General features: G+C 30.5%; 15 protein-coding genes and 1 pseudogene. All 16 read right to left on the bottom strand.

Annotation, left to right across the window (positions count from 1 at the left end; translation table 11 throughout):
• Positions 1 to 7 precede the first annotated feature (7 nt).
• Positions 8 to 877: a glycine--tRNA ligase subunit alpha gene (gene glyQ, locus BCB68_RS04075; RefSeq protein WP_094079638.1), complete on the bottom strand. Its 870-nt coding sequence runs from the start codon at positions 875 to 877 to the stop codon at positions 8 to 10.
• On the bottom strand, positions 874 to 1,581 hold the full coding sequence (locus BCB68_RS04070; protein ID WP_094079637.1) for a hypothetical protein: 708 nt from the start codon (positions 1,579 to 1,581) through the stop codon (positions 874 to 876). Before BCB68_RS04070 ends, glyQ begins: the two co-directional genes overlap by 4 nt.
• A 1-nt stretch (position 1,582) precedes the next feature.
• Positions 1,583 to 2,050 (bottom strand): signal peptidase II, encoded by a 468-nt coding sequence (lspA, locus tag BCB68_RS04065; RefSeq protein ID WP_094079636.1) that lies wholly within the window; start codon positions 2,048 to 2,050, stop codon positions 1,583 to 1,585.
• A gap of 3 nt (positions 2,051 to 2,053) precedes the next feature.
• Positions 2,054 to 4,855 carry an isoleucine--tRNA ligase gene (ileS, locus tag BCB68_RS04060; protein WP_172826460.1) on the bottom strand — a complete coding sequence of 934 codons (2,802 nt, stop codon included), beginning with the start codon at positions 4,853 to 4,855 and terminating at the stop codon, positions 2,054 to 2,056.
• A gap of 208 nt (positions 4,856 to 5,063) precedes the next feature.
• Positions 5,064 to 6,622, bottom strand: a pseudogene (locus tag BCB68_RS04055) (L-lactate permease).
• Between the two features lie 319 nt (positions 6,623 to 6,941).
• Positions 6,942 to 9,107 carry a Tex family protein gene (locus BCB68_RS04050; RefSeq protein WP_094079635.1) on the bottom strand — a complete coding sequence of 722 codons (2,166 nt, stop codon included), beginning with the start codon at positions 9,105 to 9,107 and terminating at the stop codon, positions 6,942 to 6,944.
• 44 nt (positions 9,108 to 9,151) lie between these two features.
• Positions 9,152 to 9,598, bottom strand: coding sequence for an SsrA-binding protein SmpB (gene smpB, locus BCB68_RS04045; protein ID WP_094079634.1), 447 nt, complete (start codon positions 9,596 to 9,598; stop codon positions 9,152 to 9,154).
• Between the two features lie 12 nt (positions 9,599 to 9,610).
• Entirely contained in the window at positions 9,611 to 10,156 is a 546-nt protein-coding gene (locus BCB68_RS04040) for a hypothetical protein (protein ID WP_094079633.1), read from the bottom strand.
• A gap of 115 nt (positions 10,157 to 10,271) precedes the next feature.
• Entirely contained in the window at positions 10,272 to 12,659 is a 2,388-nt protein-coding gene (locus BCB68_RS04035; RefSeq protein ID WP_172826459.1) for a ribonuclease R family protein, read from the bottom strand.
• An 87-nt stretch (positions 12,660 to 12,746) separates the two neighbouring features.
• Complete coding sequence (locus BCB68_RS04025) at positions 12,747 to 13,277, bottom strand: GerMN domain-containing protein (protein ID WP_094079632.1); 531 nt, start codon at positions 13,275 to 13,277, stop codon at positions 12,747 to 12,749.
• Between the two features lie 28 nt (positions 13,278 to 13,305).
• Complete coding sequence (locus BCB68_RS04020; protein ID WP_094079631.1) at positions 13,306 to 14,487, bottom strand: N-acetylmuramoyl-L-alanine amidase family protein; 1,182 nt, start codon at positions 14,485 to 14,487, stop codon at positions 13,306 to 13,308.
• A gap of 27 nt (positions 14,488 to 14,514) precedes the next feature.
• Positions 14,515 to 14,775, bottom strand: a complete 261-nt coding sequence (gene yajC / locus BCB68_RS04015; RefSeq protein WP_094079630.1) for a preprotein translocase subunit YajC — start codon at positions 14,773 to 14,775, stop codon at positions 14,515 to 14,517.
• Between the two features lie 241 nt (positions 14,776 to 15,016).
• Positions 15,017 to 15,511, bottom strand: coding sequence for a flavodoxin (locus BCB68_RS04010; protein ID WP_094079629.1), 495 nt, complete (start codon positions 15,509 to 15,511; stop codon positions 15,017 to 15,019).
• A 391-nt stretch (positions 15,512 to 15,902) separates the two neighbouring features.
• Positions 15,903 to 17,147 (bottom strand): RNA-guided endonuclease InsQ/TnpB family protein, encoded by a 1,245-nt coding sequence (locus BCB68_RS04000; protein WP_094079628.1) that lies wholly within the window; start codon positions 17,145 to 17,147, stop codon positions 15,903 to 15,905.
• A gap of 401 nt (positions 17,148 to 17,548) precedes the next feature.
• Complete coding sequence (locus tag BCB68_RS03990; RefSeq protein WP_094079627.1) at positions 17,549 to 17,665, bottom strand: MarR family transcriptional regulator; 117 nt, start codon at positions 17,663 to 17,665, stop codon at positions 17,549 to 17,551.
• Positions 17,666 to 17,699: 34 nt separating this feature from the next.
• Complete coding sequence (locus tag BCB68_RS03985) at positions 17,700 to 18,137, bottom strand: chromate transporter (RefSeq protein ID WP_237048700.1); 438 nt, start codon at positions 18,135 to 18,137, stop codon at positions 17,700 to 17,702.
• Between the last annotated feature and the right edge of the window lie 217 nt (positions 18,138 to 18,354).

The raw sequence follows: 18,354 nt of genomic DNA, 5'->3' as shown, positions 1-18,354 counted from the left end.
ATATTTCTTATTTTTTCAACAATGGATATCCCAATTCTTTTCTTGCTGCCACAAATTGTTCGGCACATTTTTTGGCTAAATCTCTTACTCTTAAGATATAAGACATTCTTTCTGTTGTACTGATTGCACCTCTTGCATCAAGATTGTTAAATGTGTGTGAACATTTTAATACATAGTCGTAAGCTGGTAATACCAAGTTGTGATTCAAGCAATTTAATGCTTCTTTTTCATACATATCGAATAATTGGAAGTGCATTGGCACATCGGCTACTTCAAAGCTGTATTTCGACATTTCGTACTCGAATTGGAATCTTCTTTCTCCATATTTTACACCTTTTGTCCACTCTAAATCTTTTACATCATCTTTATTTTGCAAATAAAGTGCGATTCTTTCAAGTCCATAAGTTAATTCTGATGGAACAATTTCAACTTCTAACCCTCCAACTTGTTGGAAATAAGTAAATTGAGTTACTTCCATTCCGTCTAACCATACTTCCCATCCAAGCCCCCAAGCTCCTAGTGTAGGACTTTCCCAGTTATCTTCCACAAATCTTATGTCGTGTTCCTTAGGATTAATTCCTAATGCCACTAAGCTTTCTAAGTAAAGTTCCTGAATATTTTCTGGCGATGGTTTCATAATTACCTGAAACTGATGATGCTGATACACTCTGTTGGGATTTTCACCGTATCTTCCATCTTTTGGACGACGTGATGGCTCAACATAGGCAACATTCCAAGGCTCAGGACCTAATGACATTAAAAAAGTGTCTGGATTAAATGTTCCTGCACCTGTTTCAATATCATACGGATTTGATATTATACACCCTTTTTCTCCCCAAAATTTTTGAAGAGTTAATATAATTTCCTGAAAAGTCATTTATCTCTATCCTTTCTCTTGATTTCTTTTTTTAAAAGTTTTCTCAAATATATTATTCTTAAAATTAATATTAAAATAGCGAAGTATTTGATTACTTCATAACCTATTATACCAATTCCCTTATCTGAAAATGGTATAAAATAATCATCAATTATTTTATAAAATGTTGATTTTTCTTTTTTTTCTCCATATTTTCTTATAATTTTTTCTGGATTTTTCAGATTAAGATTTTTTACTTTCAGTTTTTCTTTTGCCTGTTCTTCTGTCAAATGAAACAGCTGATTTTGCGAATTTATTATAAAATAACCTGAATTCTTATTGTATTCTATTTTTTCTTTTCCAATTTTTTCTTCATCTAAAAATTTAGATATTGCTTCATCAAAATCATAAATATAGCCAATCCAGTTATCTTTTATTTTATTTAATTTTTTTAAATATCCCTTATTTCCTAAAGAAAAACTTACTTCAGGAACAGCCGCATTATAATCGGTTGCAAGTAAATAATTTCCTATTTTCAATTCTGTATTTTTTTTAATTGGAAACCAGATATAGAAAAAATTAATAGTAAAAACCAATATAAATCCGCAAATAATTAGTTCTGCCAATACCTTATTTTTAGAAAAATAAATAATAGTCAAAAATACAACAAATATTAATGCTACAAGAAAAATAAGAGAAAATCCATAAACAGCAGCAAAAATCACGCTATTTACCTCTTTTTATTTTATATTTTCTCACTAAATAATCAATCGCAATAATATAAATACCAATATGAACATACATATCTGCAACGTTGAACACAAAATTCCAGATTCCACGAAAATCTATCATATCTATGACAAAATTTCTGGCAATTCTGTCAATCATATTTCCCAATGCTCCAGCTGCTATAATTGAAATTCCGACTTTTGTCCATTTTGAATAATTCTTAAAATTTTTGTATTCGCTAAAAATTATGAAAATAATTAGAAGTACGCTAAATATCGTAACCACATTTATTTTACCCTGTGCCAGTCCAAAAATCATACCGTGATTTTCAACATAAGTAATATGAAAAAAATTTTTTATAATTGGGATTGAAAAACCCGCTTGACCTTCTGCAACTCGATAAATTATATATTTTGTAACTTGGTCAAATAAAGTCAATCCCAATATTATCATTATATAATTCATAAATTAATTTTTACCTTTCAATTCGTCAAGAACTTTTGCACATCTTGGACATACATCCGAATAATTGTGGTCATGTCCAATTTCTTCACCATATTTCCAACATCTTTCGCATTTTTCTCCAGACGCTTTTTCCACAGCAATGCCTATTCCACTAATTTCACTTTCTTCCAAACTATCATTTACAAATTTAACTTGAGATACGATAAATAAGTCAGAAACTTCATCTTCTGTATAATCTTTTAAGAATGAATAATCATCATTTGTGATATTTAAAAGAATTCTTGCATCAAGCGAGTGCCCAATTAATCCTTCTTGTCTCAAGCTTTCAATTTTTTTGTTCACTTCTTTTCTTAAATGAGCAATTTTTTCCCATTTTTTTGATAGTTCTTCATTTTTGTAAGCTGGATTTGGTTCAATCCAAGATGATAAATGTACACTTTCTTCATCTTTCAATGATGCAGGAATTCTTTCCCAAATTTCTTCAGCTGTAAATGACAACACTGGCGAAATAATTCTTACCAACACTTTTAACACTTCTGTCAACACAGTTTGAGCACTTCTTCTTGTAAGTGATTTTGGCGCTTCGCAGTAAAGTCTATCTTTTACTATGTCAAGATAAAACGATGACATTTCAATTGAGCAGAAATATGTAATTTCTTGGAATAAATTATAAAATTCATATTTATCGTAGTATTCAGTTGTTTTTTCTTTCAATTCTTCCAATTTGTGCATTGCCCATTTATCAATTTCAAACATATCGTTGTAGTCGACTTTTTCAGTTTTGTAATCAAAATCATTCAAGTTACCCATCAAAAATCTTGCTGTATTTCTAATTCTTCTATACGCATCTGACATTTGCTGCAAAATATTTTCAGAAATTCTCACATCTTCTCTGTAATCTACTGATGATACCCAAAGTCTTAAAATATCTGCTCCGTACTTTTCAATAATATCTTTTGGAACAATTGTATTTCCAAGCGATTTAGACATTTTTCTGCCTTGTCCGTCCATTACGAATCCGTGAGTTAAAACTCTTTTGTATGGTGCATCTTTTGTACTTGCAATTGAAGTTAAAAGCGATGATTGGAACCAACCTCTGTGCTGATCGCTTCCTTCCAAGTATAAATCAGCTGGTCTTGGCAAGTTTCTTGGTGCTAAAACTCCTCTGTGGGAAACTCCAGAATCAAACCAAACGTCCATGATACTTCTTTCTTTTCTAATTTCTACATCTTTCAAGTTTAATTTTTCCAATAATTCTTCACCGATGATTTCTTTAGCTTCATATTTCCACCAAATATCAGTTCCTTCTTTTTTCACTAATTCGATAACTCTGTCCATGATTTCAGAATCGTAAATCACTTCATTTGTTTCTTTGTTGTAGAATAATGGAATTGGTACTCCCCAAACTCTTTGTCTTGAAATTGTCCAGTCTGGTCTTGTTTCAATCATCGCGTTAATTCTATTTTTACCCCATTCTGGCACGAATTCTACTTTTTTCAACACATCTAACGCATTTTGTCTGATGTCACTTTCATCTACGCTAATGAACCATTGTTCAGTCGCTCTGAAAATAACTGGTTTTTTACTTCTCCAATCGTGCGGGTACGAGTGAACGAAAGTTGTGTGATACAACATATGTCCGCTTTCAGTCAAGTCTTCAACAATCGCCTTACTTGCTTTTGCATAGAACATTCCTTCATATTTTCCCGCTTCTTTAGTCATATGCCCCTTATCATCTACTGGCGACAAAATTCCAATATTATATTTTAATGAATAATTATAGTCATCTGCTCCATGTCCAGGCGCTGTATGAACTGCTCCTGTACCTGCATCTACTGTTACATAATCAGCATTCATTACCAATCCTTTTCTATCTAAGAACGGATGCTTGTAATGAGTGTATTCCAAATCTGTCCCTTTAAATTCTTTTAATAATTCATACGACAAGTCCAATGTTTTGAATACATCTTCAGCTAATTTTTTTGCAACAATCAAATTTCCTTTTTCAGTTTTATACAACCCGTAATCAAATTCAGGATGCAAAAATACTCCCAAATTTGCTGGTAATGTCCAAGGTGTTGTTGTCCAAATTAAAATACTTGCTTTATCCACACCTAATTTATCAGCCAAATCTTTTTCCCCTTCAAATTTCACATAAATTGAATGAGAAGTTACATCTTTATATTCAATTTCTGCTTCTGCAAGTGCAGTTTCAGTAGTCGGTGACCAGTACACCGGTTTTAGCCCTTTATAAATATAGCCATTCTCATAAATTTCTTTAAATACTTTTAATTGTTCTGCTTCAAATTCAGGTTTTAGTGTAATATAAGGATTATCCCAATTTCCTAAAATTCCAAGTCTTACAAACTCTTTCTTTTGTTTTTCTACCCATTTCAAGGCATACTTTTTACATTCCTGTCTAATTTGAAGTGGAGTCATTGCTTTTGCTTTTTCTCCCAATTCTTCCATGATTTTCCACTCGATTGGAAGTCCGTGAGTATCCCAGCCAGGAATATACGGTGCATCATACCCTCTTAATCTTTTATATTTCAAAATTATATCTTTTAACACTTTATTCATTGCATGTCCAATGTGAATGTTTCCGTTTGCATACGGCGGTCCATCATGCAAAATAAAGAATGGATGACCTTCTCTTAATGACTTTTCATAAATATTTGATTTTGTCCAATCTCTTAAAGTCAATGGCTCTTTTTGTGCCAAATTAGCTTTCATTTTAAAACTTGTTTTTGGTAAATTCAGTGTTTTTGCATAATCTACCTTCTCAATATTTTGATTTTCTGACATTATTTCCTCCTATATTTTTCTAAAAACTAACTCTTTTTTTATGTTTTTTATTATATCATAATTCTTTACATTTTTAAATAACTCTAGCTTAAATATCCTTAAATATACAAATAAGGAGATACCAAAATTTTTCTAACTTCAGTATTCTCCTTTTCATTAACCATTGCATTTACTTTTTTTAAACTTCATAATTTTTAGTTTTAAATTTTTAATGAAGCATTCCTGCTCCAATGAATGTTAAAATACCTAAAACAGCTGCATAAGCTATTGAATATTTAACAGTGAATTTAAGCATATCTCCTTCTTTACCCATTAATCCAACTGTTGAAGCGGCAATTGCAATATTTTGCGGAGAAATCATTTTTCCTCCTGTCGCTCCACCTGTACCAGCAGCGATATACAATGCTTTCAATGCTTCGTTTGATCCTGCTATATTTACTTGAACTCCACCGAATAACAAGTTAGATGCCAAGTCACTTCCTGTTACGAATGTACCGATAGTTCCTAAGAATGGCGAAATTACTGGGAAGAATTTACCTGTTGCAGCAAATCCTTTTGCTATACTTTCAATCATCCCACTATGTTTCATTACTACTGATAATGCTACAATTCCCATAATTACCACAACTGAAGGTAATTTACTTAAAATTGTCTCTTTTAATGTTTCAACCATAACTTTTGGTTTTACACCTTGAATAAATCCTGCTATAACAGTTGCAACAAATAATGGCGCAGCTGGTGCTAAAATCCATTTGAATATTACACTTGGATCTCCTTTATCCTTAAACCATGTAGCTTCATGTCCCAAAGCAAAATTGAAATGTGTAGTTGTTGGTTCTAACGCTTTATGAACAGCTTCTACAACTGGACTTGTTCCAATAATTAAGATTATCATTAAAATATATGGAACCCAAGCCATAAATGCATCTTTTCCAGTAATAGCTTGACCTTTATTAGATTTTGCACTTTCATCTTCTTTAATAAAGATTTTAGTAGCAACTATCATTAAGATCATTGCAAATAAACTTGATAAAATTGTTGGCAATTCAGCACCCATTGCTTTTGCGATAAATGGTTGTGTTAAATAACCAATAATTGAAGCAATAACTACAGGTAAAATTCCTCTTCCAAATGCTGCATTTTTTCCACCATCAATTTCTTTATTAGCCATTATTACCAAGATAAATGGTATAATACATGTCAAAACTAATAACAATAATGATGTATAAAATGCTGTTTCCCCAGCATTCAATTTAAAGTTTGAAATCATTGTTGTAACTGGCAGTCCAACTGTTCCAAACGCTGTTGGTGTTGAGTTTGCAATAAGACAAATTAAAGCTGCACTTAGCGGAGTAAATCCTAATGAAACCATAATTGCCGCTGGAATCGCAACTGCTGTTCCATATCCTGCAATACCTTCTAAAATCCACCAAATCCCCAAGCTAATATCAATGCTTGAGCTCTTTTATCTGTTGAAATGCTTCCTAACATTGATTTGATTGTTTCAATTTTACCAGTTTTTACTGATAAATCATAAGCAAATAGTGCTGCAAATACTACAAAACCGATAGGCATCCATGCTGTCGCAAAGCCTTCAATAATTGAAGCAAAAACCCCTTGAATCGGCATTCTCCACCCTGGCATAACAAAATTTAAAATAATTGCCACTACTAAACTGGCATACGCACTAAACATTGCTGATTTCTTTAAAAATGTCAGCAATATCAAAAATACAACTATTGGCACTAATCCAACTAAAAATTCCATTCCTGAACCTTCCTTCTTTCTCTATATTTTTTTAAAAAAGTTTTAAAAAGAAAAATTTCTTTAAAAATTTAAAATATTAAAAATATTTTATTTTTTAAAATTGATTTGGTTTTTTAAAAATTCTTTAAATTTTTTAGGTCATATTTTATTACAAAAATTAAAAATTTTATGATTTAAAATAGCATTTTATAACTTTTTAACAACCCAAATTTTCTTACTGTTATATATTACCAAATTTTTCAGAAAAGTACAAATATTTTTTTAAAAATTTTTTATTTTTTTCAATATTTGCACTTTTTTTAATTCTTTTTAAATTAGTTTATAATCCTTTTCTCGTAAGACCCACTCTTCCACGCTCTTTATCCAGTGACAATATTTTAACTTTAATAATCTGTCCCACAGAAAGTTCCTTTGTAGCATCTGAAACAAACTTCTCAGCTATTTCCGAAATATGAAGCAGCGCATCACCTTTTAATCCAATATCCACAAAAGCTCCAAATTTTGCCACATTTCTCACAGTTCCTTCCAAAACCATTCCTTCTTGCAAATCATCCATCTTCAAAATATCCGATCTCAAAAGAGGTTTTTCAAATTCGTCACGTGGATCTCTTCTATCCTTTAAAAGAGCCTCATATACATCTTTTGCCGTTTCATTCCCAAATTCATTTTCAGATATAATTTTTTTCAAATCAACATTTTTCAATTTTTGTCTAACTTCTTTCAAATTATCCTTCAAATCACTAGCTTTACATCCAGCCTCTTTTAAAATAGTTTCGGCAACGTGATACGACTCAGGATGAATAATCGTATTATCCAGAGGATTTTCACTATCAGGCACAACAACAAATCCAGCCATCTGCTCAAAAGCCTTCGCTCCCAAGCCTTTTACCTTCTTAAGCTCTTTTCTGTCCTTAAAATCTCCATTTTCGTGCCTATAATCCACAAGATTTTTAGCTACATTTTTCTTAATTCCAGACACAAAACTAAGTAATGCCCACGAAGCCGTATTAATATTGACTCCAACATTATTTACAACATGCTCAATTGTCTGTTCCAAAGTTTCATTCAATTTTTTCTGATTCACATCGTGCTGATACATTCCGACTCCAATTGATTTTGGATCAATCTTCACAAGCTCAGCCATCGGATCCTGAATTCTTCTAGCAATCGAAATCGCTCCTCTAGCCGTTACATCCAAATCTGGAAATTCCTCAATCGCAATTTTTGAAGCTGAGTAAACTGAAGCTCCCGCCTCGCTTACAATCAAATATGACACAGGTTTTGATGCTTCCTTTATAACATCTGCCACAAAACTTTCAGTTTCACGAGAAGCGGTTCCATTCCCAACTGCAATGATGTCAACATCGTATTTTTTGATGTAGTCCAAGATTTTTTTCTTTGCGGTTGCAAGCTGCTTTGAATTGTGCATCTCTTCAACCAGGAAAAGTACATCGTTTGTTTCATAAAAGCCATCTTTGTTGATAATTACCAATTTACAACCTGTTCTGTAACCAGGATCAAGGCCCATCAATGTTTTTTTACTCAAAGGCGGTTGTAAAAGAAGTTTTTCTAAATTTTCAGAAAAAATATTAATCGCTTCTTCCTCAGCTTTTTCAGTATAAATATTTCTCACTTCGTTTTTTATCGACGGATAAGCCAGTCTATCCAGCGAATCTTTTATAACTTCGCTCAAAAATTCAACTAAATTTTTATTTTCAAAAGTATTCAAAATAAAGTCCACTATAAATTTTTCAGTTTTTTCGTCAATTTCAATGTCAACTTTTAATATTTTTTCTTTTTCACCACGATTTATTGCCAAAATTCTATTAGAAGCCGCTTTTTTAATAAGCTCCGAATATTCATAGTAATCTTGATAAACCCCTTTTTCATCGTTTTCTTTGTTTTTTTCTACAACTCTTGAAGTCAAAATTCCAAATTCTGAAATTTTATTTCTCAAAAATTCCCTTATTTTCACATCTTCCGAAATATTTTGTGCAATAATCAAATGCACTCCATTAATCGCATCTTCAACCGATACAACTTCTTCACTCAAATATTTTTCTGCTTCTTTTTGTAACTCTTCAAAAGTAGTTGTCGAAATCAATGCAAATTCTGTCAAAGGTTCTAGCCCTTGCTCTTTTGCAATATCCGCCTTCGTTTTTTTCTTCTTCTTGTAAGGCAAATAAAGGTCTTCCACTTCCTGAAGTTTTGTTGCACAAGTTATGCTACTTTTCAGTTCATCAGTCAATTTTCCCTGCTCTTCTATAAGTCTTAAGACTTCTTCTTTCCTCTTTTCTAGATTTCTGTAATAAGTAACTTTCTCAATTACATCTCTAATTTGCTCCTCGTCCAAATTTCCCGTAACTTCTTTTCTATAACGAGCAATAAACGGCACAGTCGACCCTTCATCAAAAAGTTTTATTGTATTTTCCACTTGTGACTCATTAAAATTTAGTTCATTTGCCACATTTTTTAAAATATCCATTTAGCCTCCCTGATATTTTTATTTTTTATTATCAATTTATCCCATTATCTTAAAAAATCTTTTTGAATTTTTTTTAAATTTCTATCTATATCTTTTCTTTTCAAAGTTTCCCTTTTATCGTGAAGTTTTTTCCCTTTTGCAAGTGCAATTTCCACTTTTACAAGTCTTTGCTTTTTGTAAACTGAAAGTGGCACAATTGTGTATCCTTGCTCTTTGATTTTGGCTTCCCATTTATTGATTTCTCTTCGGCTCAAAAGTAATTTTCTCACTCTTGACTCTGGCACATTGTTAATATTTCCAAATTCGTAAGGTGTTATGTGCATATTCATTATAAAAACTTCATTTCTTATAATTCTTACAAAACTCTCTTTTATGCTTATCTTACCAGCTTTTACAGATTTTACTTCTGTTCCCACAAGCTCGATTCCAGCCTCCAATTTTTCTTCTACAAAATAGTCATGATACGCTTTTTTATTTTTTGCTAAAACCATATTTTCCCCCTTTTATTCATTCACCACTCCAAGCGAAAATAATTTTATTAAATCTTTATTTTCATTGGCGCTAAGTCGCCATTTTTCATCATTTTTTACATAATTTACCGTCAATTTTTCTTTTAAAAAACTTACTTTATTTTCTTTAAATTTTTGAGAAAAAAAACTTTTTGTAAAATTTCTCATTTCTTTTTTTCCCTGATCAATCGTTAATTTTTTATTTTCAATCTCTTGCCCTTTACTGGCCAATTGAACTAAGTATTCTTGCATAACACTTGAAATATCTGGATAATTTACTTCTATTGCCATCTTAGCTCTATTGCCATTTACTTCAACTTTTTTTATTTTATATTTTATTCTTTTAAATCCTTCTTCAACAATTGAAAATTCCTCTTCACTAAGTTCAGAACTCATTTTTTTTACTTTATTGTAGTCACCTGTTCTCATAATTCCCATAGTGGCATCAAAATCTTTTCTGATTTTTTGCTCCTCTTTATTTCCACAACTTATGACCAAAAAGAAACAAAAACTTATTAAAATTAATAACTTTCTTTTCATATAAAATTCTCCATCTCATAAATTTACATTAATTTAGGAAAATGCATAATCCTTTTTAAGTATTTAAGTATTTAATAATTTTTTTTATCTAAAATCTAAAAATCAAATAAATTTTCTAGTTTTCTAAATTTATTTCGCTTTTTTCTTCTTCAAACGGAATAACTTCAATTTCCATCTTTTCATAACTTGCACTCATAACACTCACTTTTAGTGTGTTTCCCATCGTAAAGCTCTCATTTGTCTTTTTATTTATAATTTTAAAATTTTCTTCATCGTAAATGAAATTATCCCGTGAACTTGTAATATTATAGACAACTTCTATATGATTTTCAAGTTCCATAAATATTTTATTTTTATTCATTCCGCTAAGTCTAGCTATAAACGTTTCACCAATTTTATCTTGCATATATTCAATTAATTTAATTTTTACACTATCTTCTTCCAATTTATCGGCAATTCGCTCAGTTTTGGAAATATTACTTGCTATCACTTCAAAATCAGATAAATATTTTGTTTTTTCCCTCTCATTTATGAACCTTTCAATCGAACGCCCAAGCATCCTGTGGACAACTAAATCTGAATATCGCCTAATTGGCGAAGTAAAGTGCAAATAATATTTAGAAGCCAAACCAAAATGCCCAAGATTTTTATTCGCATATCTTGCCCGCTGCATAGCCCGTAAAATTAACTTGTGAATCAAATATCCTTCTGGCAGTCCCGTTGTTTTATTTATAATATTTTGAAATTTTCCAGGATGAATTTCATCCATATTTTTTAGTGAATACCCAAATTTTATAAGCGTTTCATTTAACGCTTGAATTTTAGCCTTGTCTGGATCTTCGTGAACCCTGTAAATCGCTGGAGTTTCTTCCCAAAATAATTTTTCTGCCACAGTTTCATTTGCAATTACCATAAAATCTTCAATTAACTTTTCAGCTTCCCCACGAGAACGAAGCTTAATGTCTTTCACAAGTTTATTTTCATCCAGCACAACTTTTATTTCTGGCAGTTCAAAATCAATGCTTCCTCTTCTCTTTTTATTCGCACGAATTATTTTAGAAAGTTCCAACATATTTTTTAGCATTTCCGAAATTTTTTCATATCTTTCAAAAACCTTTTTATTTTCAAAAAATATTTCTTTTTTTTCTTCAGACAAATTCTCATTCTTTTCGTTTTTTCCGTTTTTTTCACTCTTTTTATCTCTTTGATAATCAAAAATTTTATTCACATCGTCGTAAGTCATTCGATATTTGGACCTTATAACTGATTTATAAAAATTATTTTTTACAACTTTTCCTTTAAAATCAATTTCCATCTCAACCGAGAAAGTCAGTTTATCTTCATTCGGATTAAGCGAACAAAGGTTGTTTGACAATTTTCTTGGAAGCATTGGAATTACTCTGTCCACAAGATAAATCGAATTTCCCCGCTTTAGTGCTTCACTGTCAAGTGCAGTATTTTCGCCAACATAATGAGAAACATCGGCAATACTTACAATAAGTTTGTATCTATCTTCTTTTTTTTCAACATACACGGCATCATCCAAATCTTTTGCATCCGCTCCGTCAATCGTAATGATGTCAAGATTTCGCAAATCTTTTCTATTTGAAAGTTCATTTGTAAAATCTTCATCAATTTTATCTAGTTCTTTTAAAACTTCATTAGAAAACTTTTCTTCAATTCCCTCATTTAAAAGCAACGACGAAATCAAAACTTCTGTATCTTGCGGATTTCCCAAGACACTCACAATTTCTCCTTCTGGTTTTCGTGTATCGTCTCCCCAAAAATCAATTTTTACAGCAACCAAATCCCCAGTTTTTGCACCTTTTATAAATTTTTTCGGAATGTAAATGTCGCTTGGAGAATTTTTTGGACGAACAAAGCCAAAGCTCAAATTATGCTCAAAAATCCCAACTATAATCTCTCTGTTTCTCTTAATTACATTTACAACTTCGCCCTCTCTTTTTTTAGAACTGCTGCTTTCTTTCAGAATTCGTACCAAAACTGTGTCGCCATCCATTGCCGTGTTCAAATATGCGCCAGGAATAAACACGCTGTGTTCTCCTAAAATATCCAAAAATCCAAAATTCCCATTTCCAATCGAAATTTCTCCTCGCAAAAATCCTTCTTTTTCAGGCAAAGTGTACTTTCCATTTCTCTTTAAAAAGATTTCTCCCTTTTCTTCCCAATGATTTAATAACATCTTATAAATTTTTCTTTTTTTGGGACTCCACTCCAAGAGCTGCAAAATTTCTTGAAAATTAAACTCATATTCCGCCAATACTTTTTTTAAATATTTCAGTTCTTTTTCTTCCCTTTCCTCAAATTTTTTTATTTTTTCATTTTCACTCTCATTTTTTTTCAAAACTTTTTTTCCAAAAAATTTATTGTCTTTTCTTTCTTTTTTCTCACTTTTATTTTTCTTTTCTTTTTTACTTTCGTTTTTATTTTCTTTAAATTTCTCTACTTCTTTTTTATTTTTTTTAGATTTTTTCTCTCTCATCTCCATCACCTTTTACTTTTTTAAAAAAATTGTCCCAAAAAATTAATGAAACAAAAAAATCATTAATTATTTTAGGACAATTATTTTCTACCCGATATTTGTTTCCCCATCTATCTGAATTACAACGCTTTGAATATTTGAAAAATTTTTCAAGATTGTATTCGACACTGCTTGGGAAAAACCATTAAATAATTCAGGATTTTTTTTCAAATTTAAAAACTCTCCGTTTAATTTTACAACTGTTGTGTTGACATTATTTATTCTTAAATTGTAAGCACTTCTAAATTTCATATTTTCATTAATAAAATCTGAATTTTTTATAATTTCATTAATAAAATCTCCTTCAACTAAATTTAGCTGTTTAGGAATTGTCACTTCTTTTTCATTTATAGTTTTAGTATTTTTATCATATACAAAGATAGTAATTGTCTGATAATTTTCTGCATTATTTTGAATTCTCTCTTCTTCTGAACCTTTATCCACAGTCACTTCTATCATATCTTCGTGATCTTTGTCATAGAAACTCGTAGCTACAACTCCACCAGTTGCTAAAACAAGCAATATCACCCAGCCATTTTTTCTAAAAAAACCTTTTTTTTTCTTAATTTCTTCTGCCATAATTTTCTCCAAATATTCGTAAACCTAATTATCTAAAATATTGTCTAATTGCATTAGCAATAGCTTGTGCTGCTCTTTCTTGACCTTCAGGTGTTAAATACTGTGATAAGTCACCGTAGTTATTCATAAATCCTAATTCCACCAAAATTGAAGGCGAATTACTTCCCCGAAGTACTGCAAAATTTGCTCCAAAAACTCCTCTTCTTCTAAGTCCAATAGTGTTTATAAGATTATCTAACACAGTTGTTGCAATAGCTTGACTTTTTTTCTGATTCGTTCTATAAAATATATCTTTTACGACTAAATCTGAAAATGGCGTATCTCCATAGCTTGAATCCACTCTATTTTCAATCTGTGCAACTCTTGCAGCATAACTTTCTTCATCTTTTTTACTAAAGTAAAATACTTCTGTTCCATTTGCCGATGAGCTTGAACCTGAATTTAAGTGAATACTTATAAAGAAATCTGCATTTGCATCATTTCCAATTTTAGCTCTTGTATCTAATGGTACAAAGAAATCTGAATCTCTTGTCATTATAACATTATAATCCCGTCTTAAATTGTTAGCCAATCTTGTTGCTACTTGTAATGCTATATCTTTTTCATTATATCCATTTCCTCTTGCACCTGAATCATGTCCACCATGTCCTGGATCTACAACAATAGTATATTTTTTATTTCCTGAAGTGGAATATCTTGGACCTGTTGGTTTTTGTTGTGGCGGTGTGTAAGTATTTGTGTTATTATTTGGTCTTGAATAACCACTTGCTTGCGGTCTTGAGCTTATACTTGTACTTGTTGTACTTGTATTTGGTCTAGTTGTTACCGTTGTCTGTGTCATAGAGTTAGCATCTCCACTATTAAATGTCACTTCAATTTCTTTGTTTCTTGTAACTATTTGATATTTTGCCGATGGTTTCAAATAAAACATCAACGAAGTTGAAGAATCATTTTCATAAACTTGAATTTTACTTATATACTGATCATTTACAGAAGTACTTTGCGGAATTCTTGCCGCTTTTGTATTTAAAAAACTTAAAATTAAAACATTGTCATTTCCAACTTTAGTCACAGTTGTCCCTGGAATCATTTTTTTATTCTCTTTAAAGATTCCTTTAAATGTCCCATTTCTATAATTTATACTTTCCAAATTTTCTGCAAATATGACAGAACCTACTAAAAATAATAAAAATATCAATATTTTTTTCATTTTTCAAAACCTATCCTTTCTAAAAAATTATTTTTTTTCTACGCTTGAAATAGATGTTTTCAAAACTGTAATTTTTGCATTTTTATCAACTTTAATTTCCAAAGTTTCACTCAAAACATTTGTAATTGTCCCTAAAATCCCTCCAGTTGTAACAACTTTGTCTCCAACTTTAAAATTGTCAATCATCTCTTTTTGTTGCTGTTTTCTTTTTTTATTTGCAAGATATGTAGGTAAAAATATAATTACCATTAAAATCACGTAAAATATTATCACAGTTGCATTTTTCATTTTCACTTTCTCCTTAATCTAAAATTATTTTTAATTATACCACAAATTTCTATATGTTTCAATTTTATATTTTTTCTTAAAAAAAATATTATTTTATTTTTAAAATAAAAAAGGTGTTGTGGAGACACCTTTTCTACTTTTTGGAGAGAAAATCAATTCGTGAAAATTGATTTTATCTTAGTTATATATGAATATAGCTAAAATCATAATTATACTTGTGAACTTTTTTCACAAAATTTTACTAAAATTCCTTTTTAATTTGTTCAACCCAAGCATCAATTCTTTCATCTGTCAAATCAGACTGATTTACTTCATCCAATGCAAGTCCTAAAAATTTGTCGCCTTCCACTGCTCTTGATTCGTTGAACTCATATCCTTCTGTTGAAGTATTTCCAATTACAGTTGCTCCTGTTTTTGAAATTTCTTCATTTATAATAGCCATTCCGTCCATAAATGTATCAGAGAAAGTCCCCTGATCTCCACTTCCGAAATATGCCACTTTTTTTCCAGCTAAATTTAAGTTAGCTAAGTCGTCTAATACTGCTTGCCAGTCATCTTGCAAATCTCCGAATCCCCAAGTTGATGTTCCTAAAAGTAATACATCATAGTTTTCAAGCTCATCAACATTTCCATCAATGTTAAAAACTTCTGCTCCATCAATTTTTTCAGCAATTCTATTTGCTATATCTTCAGTAACTCCAGTTGTTGATCCATAAAAAATACCTACTTTTGCCATTTTCTAACCTCCATTGGATTTAGTTTATATTCTATATCTAGTCTTTTATTTTAAATTCGTATGACTAAATATATCATATTTTATTTTGATTGTCAAATTTTTTTTAAAATTAACAATTTTTATTTTTATTATATCAAAATAATCAAATTTAGACAACTATTTTATTTTTTTCTATTTCTAAGATTAAAGTAAAGATTTTAATAAATTATAATTCCTGCAATCGCCGCAATTACTGTCAGCAATATCGGACTCATTTTCCATTTTAACACAAGTGCCACAGATATAATGAATATCACAACACTTTTCCAGTCACTGAACCTCCCACGACTAAAGTCACAGGGTTCTAAAATCTTTAAAATTATTCAAAAATTTTCTAAGAAGTTTGATAGCTTTACACTACCCTTATTCTTTTAGGCATGTTCAGTTCACCTCTATTGTATAGGACGCTTAAGTCCACAACTTTACTTTTTCTTAATATGTTTAATGCTCCGTTACAATCTGCATTTATGAGTTTACCTATGCTTGTTTGATATAGTCCTCTTTTCCTTTTTCCACTGAATATATATTCTTGCGGATTTTCTTTATCGTATATTGGAATTTCATCTCCATCAAAGAAACTTGCTTTTGATGTATAACTCTCTTCTTGCAGCTTAAATTCTATTCCATATAACTTAGATAGATATTCTAATTTATCTCTTAATTTTCTATATGGTATATTTACAAAATTTTGATTATTTATACTTCCTATATTTGAATTTCTTTGAAAGTCCTCATTATATCCTAGAACTATTTTCCCTATATCATTATTAAGACAATAATTTACAATTATTCTTGCTGCTTTTGAAAGATAATCTTCTATACGATTATTTCTCCTTCTAGCTATTCTCTTTTGCCTTAATGTTGTTCGGGAGGTCTTTTGCTTATCTTTTATGCTTTGTAATTTTGCATTTATCTTGTTATAGTATTGATTTATTGATTTTAATTTTCTACCATCTATTATGAATGAAGCTCCAGTATTTGTAACACAAGTGCAAAGATTGTTTATACCTAAATCAATTCCTAGTGCATTTTCTTTATTTAATTCCCTTTGAACTTCTTCTACTTCGTAAGTATATTGAATTTCAAAGTACCTAGAATGTTGTTTGGGTATTATCCTAATCTCTTTTATTTTCTTGCCTTTTAATATTGGTGGTAGTTTAATTTTAACTTCCTGATGAGTTTTCTTAAACGAATTTGAATAAGGAACTATCAGAATATCATCTTTTATTCTAACAAAACCTATAACAAGAGTTGTAAAACCATCTTTAGCAAGATATTTAGGTAATTTTATATCTTTAAAATTATATTGACCATTCTTAGCAAGTTTTAAAAGCCCAAAAAATGATTTAAAACTTCCGTCTGCTTCTTTTAGAATTTGTTGAGCCATATTAGAATTTAACTTCTTATAGTTTTCACTGTTTTTAAGCATTTTATAGTTTTCGTTATAGCTTAAATACTTTTTCTTGTTAAAATAATACTGTCTAATATTATATATAGCTTCATTAGTTAAGTTCTTGGCTATATGAGATAAATGTTTTAAATTCCTAAACTCCTTTTTGCTAAGATGTTTTACCTGTTGTTTTAAAGTTAAATACATAGATATCACCTCCTTTTCATCAGAGATATTATACCATCATTCTACATTTATCTGTTTATTTTTAAATATTTTTAAAGTTTTTAAAACCCCACAACAGCGGGAAGCGTCGTTCACATAAATACGCTACCATTTATGCAGTTCTCTTATGAACTTCTTGTTATCTCTAACAAGCACAGACTATATCTTATCCATATCCTATTTCAAGGACTTAGGCGAAACCACTTCCAATACCAATCGCTTGTATTGTACTCCCCTCACGAGGGATAGTCGTTGAACTTTCCTTTTCAGGCTTAGCTGCTGATTGTCTATTATCATAATGTTTAGGATTTAACCTTGCACCATCTAGTATATTTTTTCTGCTTTCGCCACCTTCACACCTATACCATATTTTAACGAAGGTATTATGTTGTGGTTATACTAGCTTTAAGAGTTCCCAGCAGTTCAGTTTCTTTGTTGCACGGTTTTGCTCCGTGTCCACATACAAGTTTCCCTATATGCTTACTAAAATTTTCGTGCAATTATCTCACTCCTTGCGTCGCGAATGTTCTTGCACTATTTAATAAAATTATTTTTATCAATCAATAGTATTGCAGCCGCTAGAATCAATCCTACAACAACAATTTTAAGTCCAGCAAACGCATTATCTATATATTTATTATCTTGAAATTTTAAATAAAATTTACTGAAAAAAGTCATTACAATAACTGATGGAAGAATTAATCCTATCGTTGCAATTGTTCCAGCTAAAACTCCATTCCAAATTCCTGCTTTGTTCCCGACTAAATATCCGACATAAGTTGCTGAATTTAACGAAATAGGACCTGGAGTCACTTGAGAAATTGCCACAATATCTGTAAATTGCTGTATATTTAACCATTTATGAAAATCTACGACATCAGCCTGAATAAGCGGTAAAATCGCATATCCTCCACCAAGAGTGAATGCACCAATTTTGAAGAAAATCCAGAATAATTCTAAATAAACTTCCATTTTGTCTTACTTCCTTTCTAATCTAAAATGATTTATTTTTTATTTTATCACAAACATTATAGTATTGCAAATACCATATTTCGTTCTGATGAACCACTCCCACTTGTAGAAAGCCTACGACTTCTTGCTATCTTTTTGTTAAAATATAAATTTTCTCTCATTTAAACTTAGCCAAAAACATAAAAATGCTTTCTATCTTAAAATTGATTGAGATTTT

It is taken from the genome of Leptotrichia sp. oral taxon 498 (genome assembly GCF_002240055.1).
Taxonomy (GTDB): Bacteria; Fusobacteriota; Fusobacteriia; order Fusobacteriales; family Leptotrichiaceae; genus Leptotrichia; species Leptotrichia rugosa.
The sequence above is the reverse complement of the archived record's forward strand: the minus strand, read 5'-3'. Positions and strand labels throughout refer to the sequence as shown.

Coding starts and splice junctions, on each gene's coding strand:
- glyQ (WP_094079638.1), bottom strand. CDS start 877: ATGACTTTTCAGGAAATTATATTAACTCTTCAAAAATTTTGGGGAGAA.
- lspA (WP_094079636.1), bottom strand. CDS start 2,050: ATGAATTATATAATGATAATATTGGGATTGACTTTATTTGACCAAGTT.
- ileS (WP_172826460.1), bottom strand. CDS start 4,855: ATGTCAGAAAATCAAAATATTGAGAAGGTAGATTATGCAAAAACACTG.
- BCB68_RS04050 (WP_094079635.1), bottom strand. CDS start 9,107: ATGGATATTTTAAAAAATGTGGCAAATGAACTAAATTTTAATGAGTCA.
- smpB (WP_094079634.1), bottom strand. CDS start 9,598: ATGGTTTTAGCAAAAAATAAAAAAGCGTATCATGACTATTTTGTAGAA.
- BCB68_RS04040 (WP_094079633.1), bottom strand. CDS start 10,156: ATGAAAAGAAAGTTATTAATTTTAATAAGTTTTTGTTTCTTTTTGGTC.
- BCB68_RS04035 (WP_172826459.1), bottom strand. CDS start 12,659: ATGAGAGAGAAAAAATCTAAAAAAAATAAAAAAGAAGTAGAGAAATTT.
- BCB68_RS04025 (WP_094079632.1), bottom strand. CDS start 13,277: ATGGCAGAAGAAATTAAGAAAAAAAAAGGTTTTTTTAGAAAAAATGGC.
- BCB68_RS04020 (WP_094079631.1), bottom strand. CDS start 14,487: ATGAAAAAAATATTGATATTTTTATTATTTTTAGTAGGTTCTGTCATA.
- yajC (WP_094079630.1), bottom strand. CDS start 14,775: ATGAAAAATGCAACTGTGATAATATTTTACGTGATTTTAATGGTAATT.
- BCB68_RS04010 (WP_094079629.1), bottom strand. CDS start 15,511: ATGGCAAAAGTAGGTATTTTTTATGGATCAACAACTGGAGTTACTGAA.
- BCB68_RS04000 (WP_094079628.1), bottom strand. CDS start 17,147: ATGTATTTAACTTTAAAACAACAGGTAAAACATCTTAGCAAAAAGGAG.
- BCB68_RS03985 (WP_237048700.1), bottom strand. CDS start 18,137: ATGGAAGTTTATTTAGAATTATTCTGGATTTTCTTCAAAATTGGTGCA.